Annotated in this window: 6 protein-coding genes and 1 pseudogene; 2 read left to right on the top strand and 5 right to left on the bottom strand. The window is 69.5% G+C overall.

All coding sequences use genetic code 11. The features are described 5' to 3' along the window. The 4 genes from DSC45_RS35460 to DSC45_RS35440 all read right to left on the bottom strand — a co-directional run. The coding region (locus tag DSC45_RS35460) for a hypothetical protein (RefSeq protein WP_119296166.1) at window positions 1–207 on the bottom strand (207 nt) is incomplete at its 3' end. 567 nt (window positions 208–774) lie between these two features. Further along, entirely contained in the window at window positions 775–2,298 is a 1,524-nt protein-coding gene (locus tag DSC45_RS35450) for an acetaldehyde dehydrogenase ExaC (protein ID WP_119296165.1), read from the bottom strand. Between the two features lie 56 nt (window positions 2,299–2,354). Further along, entirely contained in the window at window positions 2,355–3,641 is a 1,287-nt protein-coding gene (locus DSC45_RS35445; RefSeq protein WP_119296164.1) for a GAF domain-containing protein, read from the bottom strand. A 109-nt stretch (window positions 3,642–3,750) separates the two neighbouring features. Then, a complete protein-coding gene (locus tag DSC45_RS35440; protein ID WP_119296163.1) occupies window positions 3,751–4,350 on the bottom strand; it encodes an N-acetylmuramoyl-L-alanine amidase in 600 nt (199 codons plus the stop codon). A gap of 375 nt (window positions 4,351–4,725) precedes the next feature. On the opposite strand from DSC45_RS35440, the gene DSC45_RS35430 reads away from it, so the two are divergent. After that, on the top strand, window positions 4,726–5,283 hold the full coding sequence (locus tag DSC45_RS35430; RefSeq protein ID WP_119296161.1) for a dihydrofolate reductase family protein: 558 nt from the start codon (window positions 4,726–4,728) through the stop codon (window positions 5,281–5,283). Between the two features lie 102 nt (window positions 5,284–5,385). Here the strand turns inward: DSC45_RS35430 and xylB are convergent, their stop codons facing one another. Further along, window positions 5,386–6,840 carry a xylulokinase gene (xylB, locus tag DSC45_RS35425; RefSeq protein WP_119296160.1) on the bottom strand — a complete coding sequence of 485 codons (1,455 nt, stop codon included), beginning with the start codon at window positions 6,838–6,840 and terminating at the stop codon, window positions 5,386–5,388. A gap of 133 nt (window positions 6,841–6,973) precedes the next feature. Here xylB and DSC45_RS35420 point away from each other — a divergent pair. After that, window positions 6,974–7,138, top strand: a pseudogene (locus DSC45_RS35420) (xylose isomerase); the annotation flags it as partial.

Raw genomic sequence — 7,138 nt, 5'->3', positions numbered from 1 at the left:
GCTCACGCTGTCGGCACGCTCGATCAGATCGGTGATTTCTGCGACCGTCCAGCCAGTGATCTCAGCGACCCGGTCACGTGCGCCGTCCTCGTCGGTCTGGCGGAGCGCGGCGACGACTTCGACTGCGAGGTCGGTGTGCGCCGCGTTCAAGGCCTCTTCGGCGTCGCGGTATCGCTGGGCTGCAAGCTCAAGCTTGGCGGTATCCATGGGGGCATCATCCCTGACCCTGGCGGAGTCGGGAACTCCACGTCAGCAAGCCGAGTCGGCAAGCCGCCCGGCCTGTTGCCGCTGGCCGCGTGATCGGCGCTGAAGCCAGGCACACCGACGCATTCCCACCCGGGTGTGTGCCGACTGCGCGCACATCGCACGTTTCGGCGTGGCGCCTGCGGGTGGCTGTTCCGCAAGCAGGTCGGCAGCTACGCGGACGTTGCTGCTTGTGGCACGACGTCGGCCCGTGCGCGGAAGGGTGCCCTGACACGGCCAGAGCACCGAAGTCCTCTTTCGTCACTACGCCAAGTTCCTGGACGGCGTCCGGGAGCAGGCCAACCGCCCCATCGTGCAGTCGATGGAGGAGTGGGGTCGCGTCAGGAACGGGGTGGCGGGTGAGGGCTGAGTCGGGTGCTCGGTCCGCGACTGGTTCGGAACTGGTGGCCAGGATCGGGATGGTGGTGGGGAGACTGGGAGTTGGGCCGCATGCCGGGCTTCGCCCTCAGTCGGACGAGCGGAAGGCGCCTGACGGGCGGGTGCCCAGGTCAGACGCCTTCCACCGGGTCTCTAGAAGAAGCCCTGCTTGTTCGGGGAGTACGAGACGAGCATGTTCTTCGTCTGCTGGTAGTGGTCCAGCATCATCTTGTGGTTCTCCCGGCCGATGCCCGACTGCTTGTAGCCACCGAAGGCGGCGTGCGCCGGGTAGGCGTGGTAGTTGTTCACCCAGACTCGGCCTGCCTGGATAGAACGGCCCGCCCGGTAGGCGGTGTTGGAGTCGCGGGTCCACACGCCCGCGCCGAGGCCGTAGAGAGTGTCGTTGGCGATCTTGATCGCGTCGTCGTAGTCGTTGAACGATGCCACGGACACCACCGGGCCGAAGATCTCCTCCTGGAAGACCCGCATGCGGTTGTCACCCTCGAAGATCGTCGGCTGGACGTAGTAGCCGCCGGCCAGCTCGCCGTCGTACTCGATGCGGTGGCCGCCGGTGAGGACCTTCGCGCCCTCGCGCTGGCCGATGTCGAGGTACGAAAGGATCTTCTCCAGCTGGTCGTTGGACGCCTGGGCGCCGATCATCGTCTCGGTGTCGAGCGGGTGGCCCGGGACGATCTGCTCGGTACGTGCGACCGCCGCCTCCAGGAACTCGCTGTAGTGGCCGCGCTGGACCAGCGCACGCGACGGACACGTGCACACCTCGCCCTGGTTGAGGGCGAACATGGTGAAGCCCTCGAGTGCCTTGTCGCGGAACGCGTCGTCCTGCGCCCACACGTCGTCGAAGAAGATGTTCGGGGACTTGCCGCCCAGCTCCAGAGTGACCGGCTTGATGTTCTCGGAGGCGTACTGCATGATCAGCCGGCCCGTGGTGGTCTCGCCGGTGAAGGCGACCTTCGCGACGCGCGGGCTGGACGCCAGCGGCTTGCCGGCCTCGGCGCCGAAGCCGTTCAGGATGTTGAGGACGCCGGGCGGCAGCAGGTCGGCGACGAGGCTCATCCAGTAGTGGATCGACACGGGTGTCTGCTCCGCCGGCTTCAGGACCACCGCGTTGCCCGCCGCGAGAGCGGGCGCCAGCTTCCAAGTGGCCATCAGGATCGGGAAGTTCCACGGAATGATCTGTGCGACGACGCCGAGCGGCTCGTGGAAGTGGTACGCCACGGTGTCGTCGTCGATCTCGCTGAGCGAGCCTTCCTGGGCGCGGATCGTGCCCGCGAAGTAGCGGAAGTGGTCGATGGCCAGGGGGATGTCCGCCGCGAGTGTCTCCCGGATCGGCTTGCCGTTCTCCCAGGACTCGGCGACGGCCAGGGACTCGAGGTTGGCCTCCATACGGTCAGCGATCCGGTTGAGGACGTTCGCGCGCTCCGAGGGTGACGTACGGCCCCAAGCGGGGGCTGCGGCGTGTGCGGCGTCGAGTGCCCGCTCGACGTCCTCGGCGGTGCCGCGGGCCACTTCGGTGAACGTCTTGCCGTTCACCGGGCTCGGGTTCTCGAAGTAGCGGCCACTCGCGGGCGGTACGTACTCACCGCCGATGAAGTGGTCGTAGCGCGACTGGTAGGAGACGAGGGCGCCTTCGGTGCCGGGCGCGGCGTAACGGGTCATCTCTGCAGGCCTCCCGAGGTCCGCTGCCCGCCGATGGGCAGCGCTGTTCCCGCAGGCTAGTTACGCGGAGGTTGCAACCACGTTGCGGCCGACTGCTCGCTGTCCAGGGCGTTCAACCGGTCCTGTACCGGGGCCCGTTCGGGCGCACCCTGCGGCAGAGCGCGCGCCAGGGCCCGCCAGATGTCCACGTCCTCCGCACCCCAAGGGCTGTGCGCCCAGTCGGCGAGCAGCTGGGGATCGCCCCGGTCGGCTAGCGCGGCGCGCAGGGCGCGGTCGATCCGGTCGCGCACCATGGCCACCGCGGGCGCCTGGGACAGCGGGAGGAGCGGGCCGTCGTACGCGCGCATCGCGCCCGAGACGGCGCCCGTCGCGAGCCGTCGCTCCACCAACTGGAAGTCGGCCTCCACCGGTTCGGTGAGTCGGTACGGGCGGGAAGCGAGCAGATCGGGGCCCAACAGGCCGCGCAGTCGCGAGAGTTCGGCGCGCAGCGTCACCGGGGACATCGACTCGTCCGCGTAGAGGTGAAGCAGCAGTTGGTCGCCCGTCAGGCCCTCGGGATGGCAGGCGAGCAGGACCAGGAGTTCGCTGTGCCGACGGCTGAGGCGGTGCTTGCGGCCGCCGGCCACGAGCAGGGCCTCGTCCCGGCCGAGCGCGTGCAGCTCGATGGCGGTGCGGTTCACCGGGCTTTTGTCCAGGGCGAGTTGAGCCTCGGCGGCCCGGGCCACGGCCTGCACGAAAGCGAGGCTGTGGGGGTGGGCGAGCCGGTCGCCGCCGGTGATGTCGATCGCGCCGAGGAGCCGGCCGGTGTGCGGATCGTGCACAGGAGCTGCGGCGCACGTCCAGGGCTGTACCTGGCGGGCGAAGTGCTCGGAGGCGAAGACCTGCACGGCCCGGTCGACCGCGACCGCGGTCCCCGGGGCGTTGGTGCCCATCGCGGTCTCCGACCAGCGGGCGCCCGGCACGAAGTTCATGTCGTCGGCGCGCGAGCGGGTCGCGCTGTGACCCTCGACCCACAGAAGCCTGCCCTGCGCGTCGCACACCGCAAGCAGGTGCTCCCCGTCGGTGGCGAAGGTGCTCATCAGCTCCCGGAACAGCGGCATCACCAGAGCCAGCGGATGCTCCGCCCGGTACGAACCGAGGTCGTCGTCAGCCAGTTCCACCTGGGCGGAGCCGTCCGGGCTCACTCTGGCACGGGCCGAGCGCTGCCACGACTCGGCGACCACCGGCCGCACGGGCCGCGGGACGGTGCCCGCGGCGGTGAAGGTCTCGTGCGCGCCGCGCAGTGCGCGAGCACGGTCCTGCGGGTCCGTACCCGAAGTGAGAGCGATCCACGGATCCGTCAACTCGGCCTCCCCTGGGGAGCGATGCGTCAACCGCCATCGTCACCCGGGAGCGGGCCCCCGACAACCGCCGTGACACGAACGAGCGAACGGGCGTTGTCGGCAGGCCGTTTCAGGCTGCCTTGACGAGCTTCAGGTACCGGTCCCAGTCCCAGTGCGGGCCCGGGTCGGTGTGCGTGGCGCCGGGCACCTCGTTGTGGCCGATGATGTGTTTTCGGTCGAGGGGGATGTCGTAGATGGCACAGACGAATGCGGTCAGGGCGGCGGACGAGGCGTACATCTCGTCCGTGAAGTACTTCGGCTGATCCACCCAGCCCTCGTGCTCGATGCCGATGCTGCGGGTGTTGTAGTCCCAGTTCCCGGCATGCCAGCCGACGTGTCGGTCGGCGACGCACTGGGCGACGTGACCGTCCTTCGAGCGGACCAGGTAGTGGGAGGACACCTGTTTGTCCGGGTTCTGGAAGATGGCCAGGGTGTCCGCGTACGTCTCCTGCGTGACGTGCACGACCACGAACTCGATCGGATAGCTCGAAGGGCGGTCGGACGAAGTGTAGTTGGACGAACTCGCCGGAATCCACTCGGCATCCGGATAGTCGCGCGGTCGCCTGCGCGCCGCCGTCGCTGCGGTGGTCGGCACCAGGGCCGCGGGCACGGCGAGCGCCGCGCCCTGCAGGATGCGGCGCCGACTCGGCCAACGTGGGGCTCGGTCCATGATCCTTGCCTCTCTCTGTGCGGGAGGGGGCGGTGCACTCGGTGGCGCTGAACTAGGCGTGGAGCACGGACGTGAGGAAGCGTTAAATACCGTACGACTGGCGGGTGTTGGGGCGGAAGAGGGACTTTCGGTACTGGAACTCGTCCGGTGGGCAGGGCAGGGCAGCGGCCGCGACGAGACCCACGGAGACGTGGCCTTCGACCGGCCGCAGCTCACCGGGCGGACGCGGCGGTCGGCCGGAGCGGTGCAAGTGCGCGGCCGGGCCGCGGTGGATCGGCACACCGGACCGGCCCGATCACCGATGAATTCCGCGTCCCGCCGAAGTCACCCCTGCAGGAGCCGCGGACAGCCGCGGGCTCGGCACCGAGGAGACGTATGGCCAAGCTCATCTACTCGATGATCACATCGCTCGACGGCTACGCCGAGGCGGCCGAGGGTGACTTGGGTACCGGAGCCGACGACCCGGAGGTGCACACGTTCGTCGGAGACGTCTTCCGCTCCGTCGGCACGTACCTCTACGGCCGGCGGATGTACGAGACGATGGTCTATTGGGAGACCGCGCACAACGAGCCCGGTCAGCCGCCGCACATCCTGCAGTACGCCCGCGACTGGCAGGCCGCGGAGAAGGTCGTGTACTCCACGACGCTCGAGTCGGTGACCAGCACGAAGACCCGGATCGAGCGGAACTTCGACCCGGACGCGGTGCGCAAACTCAAGGCCGAGTCCGCGTACGACCTCACCGTCGACGGCCCGAACCTTGCGGCCCAGGCCATCGCCGCAGGTCTGGTGGACGAGTACCACCTGTTCATCACCACGAGTGTGGTCGGCGGCGGGAAGCGGTTCTTCCCCGACGGCGTGCGCCTCGATCTCGAGCGGGTGGAGGAACGCGCCTTCGACAGCGGGCTGATCTACGCGCGCTACCGGGCCCGCTGAGTCGCACGCCCACCCAGCAGACGCTGAACCGCCCGCGTCCGTATTGCCCCCTCGTTGACATCCTGCTCGCCGGCATTCAGCAGGGCTGACTGCTCCGGACGCTCACGAGCCGCCGCCGAGCAAAGGAACGGCGGTGGTGAGGACTTGCTCGATGCGCTCCAGCGTGGCGTCGTCCCACGAGGTCGGCTCCAGTACGGGACCGTCGGCCGTTCCCCAGCGACGGGCCACCGCCGCGGCGTCCTCGCCGGTGAGCAGGCCGGCCGCCTGGGCCGCCGCGCCGAGGGCGACCAACTCCTGCGCGCGCGGGACCTGTACGGGCCGTCCGCTCAGCCGCCGCACGGTCTGCTGCCACGCTGTGCCCCTGGCTCCGCCGCCGATCAACAACAGCGGCGAGGTCGATGCCGAAGCCGAAGACGCACGCTCGTCCTGTCCGAGGACCAGGCCGAGCGCCTGCAACAAGGCGAACACCGCGCCGTCGTAGGCGGCTTGGAGCAACTGTCCGGGAGTCGTCTCGTGGCGCAGTCCCTGCAGGAGGCCGGAGGCGCCCGGCAGTGCCGGGGTGCGTTCGCCGTCCAGGAACGGCAGCAGTACGGCGGATCCGCCCGCCTCCACCGCCTCACGGTCCAGGCCGAGGAGTGCCGCGATCCGGTCCACGGCGAGCGTGCAGTTCAGCGTGCAGGCCAGCGGCAGCCAGTCACCCCGGGCGTCCGCGAACCCGGAGACCGTGCCGCTCGGGTCCGGGGTGAGTTCCTCCGCGACCGCGTACACGGTGCCAGAGGTGCCGAGGCTGAGCACCGGGGTGCCCGGGAGCAGTCCGAGGCCGAGGGCCGCCGCGGCGTTGTCACCCATCCCGGGAGCGACCAACGTCCCGGTGGAAAAGGGGAGGTCCGGAATATCGCGTACGGTGCCGGCCACCTCGCCGGGTCCGACGACCCGCGGCAGTAGCGCCGGGTCGAGTTCCGCAAGGGCGAGGATCTCCTCGTCGTACCCCTCCATCGAGGCGGCCCACCAGCCGGTGCCCGACGCGTCCGAACGGTCCGTCGTGCCCTGACCGGTGAGGCGTTCGGTGAGGTAGTCGTGAGGGAGCCGCACCGCTGTGGTGGCGGCGACCGCGGCCGGTTCGTTCTCCCGCAGCCAGGCCCATTTGCCGATCGTGAACGCGGGAGCCGGCACGCTGCCGACGCGTTCGGCCCAGGCCTTGGGCCCGCCGAGGCGCTGCACCAGGTCCGCGGTCCTGGCCGCCGGGCGTACGTCGTTCCACAGCAGCGCGGGGCGCACCGGGCGGCCGTCGGAGCCGAGCGTCACCAGGCCGTGCTGCTGGCCTGCGACGGAGACGGCGGCGGCCCTGCGTGCGTAGTCCCCGCACTGGGCGAGAGCGTCCTGGAGTGCCTGCCACCACTGCGCGGGATCGCTCTCCCGCCCGGCGCCGGAGGAGACCGTATGCGGCGCCTGCCCGCTCGCCACGACTTCCCCGGAGGAACTGTCGACGACGAGGACCTTGGTGGACTGGGTGGAACTGTCCACACCGACGACGAGTGGCGCGTCCGCAACTGACATCGAAAAACTCCGTCCGAGAATCGGGCGACCGACAACTACCCAGGGATAGTGCCGGAGATTAATTTGTTCAGTGCCATGACGAAACAGGTGCGGTGACTCCGCGGCAGATCACGGCGGATGAGGGAGCGGCTCTATGCGGTATCGGCCTACGCGTGAGGACAGGTTCACCTTCGGTCTGTGGACGGTTGGTTGGCGCGGTAATGATCCGTTCGGTGAGGCGACGAGGCGGGCTTTGGATCCGGTGGAGTCGGTTGAGCGGCTTGCGGAGCTGGGTGCGTACGGGGTGACGTTCCATGAC

Origin of the sequence: Streptomyces sp. YIM 130001 (assembly GCF_003574445.1) — a bacterium.
Lineage (GTDB): Bacteria > Actinomycetota > Actinomycetes > Streptomycetales > Streptomycetaceae > Streptomyces.
The sequence above is the reverse complement of the archived record's forward strand: the minus strand, read 5'-3'. Positions and strand labels throughout refer to the sequence as shown.